This window comes from Peribacillus sp. NJ4, from assembly GCF_030348345.1.
Lineage (GTDB): Bacteria > Bacillota > Bacilli > Bacillales > DSM-1321 > Peribacillus.
Genome location: NZ_JAUCFQ010000003.1, coordinates 1 through 3,012, shown reverse-complemented (window position 1 = coordinate 3,012; position 3,012 = coordinate 1). Strand labels below are relative to the sequence as shown.

1 rRNA gene is annotated in these 3,012 nt (G+C 52.0%); it reads left to right on the top strand.

Annotated features, from left to right (window positions below):
* Positions 1 to 73: 73 nt before the first annotated feature.
* Positions 74 to 3,006, top strand: a 23S ribosomal RNA gene (locus QUF94_RS26000).
* The last annotated feature ends 6 nt before the right edge of the window (positions 3,007 to 3,012 follow it).

Genomic DNA, 3,012 nt, shown 5'->3' with positions numbered 1-3,012 from the left:
TTGTTCCTTGAAAACTAGATAATAGATAGAAGGCAATTAATTTTTTTCAAAGCATCTGTAAGATCTTTTTAACGGTTAAGTTAGAAAGGGCGCACGGTGGATGCCTTGGCACTAGGAGCCGATGAAGGACGGGACTAACACCGATATGCTTCGGGGAGCTGTAAGTAAGCTTTGATCCGGAGATTTCCGAATGGGGAAACCCACTGTTCGTAATGGAACAGTATCTTTACCTGAATACATAGGGTACTGAAGGCAGACCCGGGGAACTGAAACATCTAAGTACCCGGAGGAAGAGAAAGCAAATGCGATTTCCTGAGTAGCGGCGAGCGAAACGGAATTAGCCCAAACCAAGAGGCTTGCCTCTTGGGGTTGTAGGACACTCAACATGGAGTTACAAAGGAACGGGGTAAATGAAGTGATCTGGAAAGGTCCGTCAAAGAAGGTAAAAACCCTGTAGTTGAAACTTCGTTCCCTCCTGAGTGGATCCTGAGTACGGCGGGACACGAGAAATCCCGTCGGAAGCAGGGAGGACCATCTCCCAAGGCTAAATACTCCCTAGTGACCGATAGTGAACCAGTACCGTGAGGGAAAGGTGAAAAGCACCCCGGAAGGGGAGTGAAATAGATCCTGAAACCGTGTGCCTACAAGTAGTCAAAGCCCGTTAATGGGTAATGGCGTGCCTTTTGTAGAATGAACCGGCGAGTTACGATTTCATGCGAGGTTAAGTTGATAAGACGGAGCCGCAGCGAAAGCGAGTCTGAATAGGGCGAATGAGTATGAGGTCGTAGACCCGAAACCAGGTGATCTACCCATGTCCAGGGTGAAGTTCAGGTAACACTGAATGGAGGCCCGAACCCACGCACGTTGAAAAGTGCGGGGATGAGGTGTGGGTAGCGGAGAAATTCCAATCGAACCTGGAGATAGCTGGTTCTCTCCGAAATAGCTTTAGGGCTAGCCTCAAGATGAGAGTATTGGAGGTAGAGCACTGATTGGACTAGGGGCCCCCAACGGGTTACCGAATTCAGTCAAACTCCGAATGCCAAATACTTATTCTTGGGAGTCAGACTGCGAGTGATAAGATCCGTAGTCGAAAGGGAAACAGCCCAGACCACCAGCTAAGGTCCCAAAGTATACGTTAAGTGGAAAAGGATGTGGAGTTGCTTAGACAACCAGGATGTTGGCTCAGAAGCAGCCACCATTTAAAGAGTGCGTAATAGCTCACTGGTCGAGTGACTCCGCGCCGAAAATGTACCGGGGCTAAACGTATCACCGAAGCTGTGGATTGACACCATTAGGTGTCGATGGTAGGAGAGCGTTCTAAGGGCGTTGAAGTCAGACCGGAAGGACTGGTGGAGCGCTTAGAAGTGAGAATGCCGGTATGAGTAGCGAAAGAAGGGTGAGAATCCCTTCCACCGAATGCCTAAGGTTTCCTGAGGAAGGCTCGTCCGCTCAGGGTTAGTCGGGACCTAAGCCGAGGCCGAAAGGCGTAGGCGATGGACAACAGGTTGATATTCCTGTACCACCTATACATCGTTTGAACGATGGGGGGACGCAGAAGGATAGGGTAAGCGCGCTGTTGGATATGCGCGTCCAAGCAGTTAGGCCGGAAACGAGGCAAATCCCGTTTCCATTAAGGCGGAGCTGTGATGGCGAGGGAAATATAGTACCGAAGTTCCTGATTCCACGCTGCCAAGAAAAGCCTCTAGTGAGATGTAAGGTGCCCGTACCGCAAACCGACACAGGTAGGCGAGGAGAGAATCCTAAGGTGTGCGAGAGAACTCTCGTTAAGGAACTCGGCAAAATGACCCCGTAACTTCGGGAGAAGGGGTGCTTTTTAGGGTGAATAGCCCGGAAAAGCCGCAGTGAATAGGCCCAGGCGACTGTTTAGCAAAAACACAGGTCTCTGCGAAGCCGCAAGGCGAAGTATAGGGGCTGACACCTGCCCGGTGCTGGAAGGTTAAGGGGAGAGGTTAGCGCAAGCGAAGCTTTGAACCGAAGCCCCAGTAAACGGCGGCCGTAACTATAACGGTCCTAAGGTAGCGAAATTCCTTGTCGGGTAAGTTCCGACCCGCACGAAAGGTGTAACGATCTGGGCACTGTCTCAACGAGAGACTCGGTGAAATTATAGTACCTGTGAAGATGCAGGTTACCCGCGACAGGACGGAAAGACCCCGTGGAGCTTTACTGCAGCCTGATATTGAATTTTGGTACAGCTTGTACAGGATAGGTAGGAGCCTGAGAAGCCGGAGCGCTAGCTTCGGTGGAGGCGTTGGTGGGATACTACCCTGGCTGTATTGAAATTCTAACCCGCGCCCCTTATCGGGGTGGGAGACAGTGTCAGGTGGGCAGTTTGACTGGGGCGGTCGCCTCCTAAAGAGTAACGGAGGCGCCCAAAGGTTCCCTCAGAATGGTTGGAAATCATTCGTAGAGTGTAAAGGCACAAGGGAGCTTGACTGCGAGACCTACAAGTCGAGCAGGGACGAAAGTCGGGCTTAGTGATCCGGTGGTTCCGCATGGAAGGGCCATCGCTCAACGGATAAAAGCTACCCCGGGGATAACAGGCTTATCTCCCCCAAGAGTCCACATCGACGGGGAGGTTTGGCACCTCGATGTCGGCTCATCGCATCCTGGGGCTGTAGTCGGTCCCAAGGGTTGGGCTGTTCGCCCATTAAAGCGGTACGCGAGCTGGGTTCAGAACGTCGTGAGACAGTTCGGTCCCTATCCGTCGCGGGCGCAGGAAATTTGAGAGGAGCTGTCCTTAGTACGAGAGGACCGGGATGGACGCACCGCTGGTGTACCAGTTGTCTTGCCAAAGGCATAGCTGGGTAGCTACGTGCGGACGGGATAAGTGCTGAAAGCATCTAAGCATGAAGCCCCCCTCAAGATGAGATTTCCCATGGCGCAAGCTAGTAAGATCCCTGAAAGATGATCAGGTTGATAGGTCAGAGGTGGAAGCGTGGCGACATGTGGAGCTGACTGATACTAATAGATCGAGGACTTAACCAACGCTTT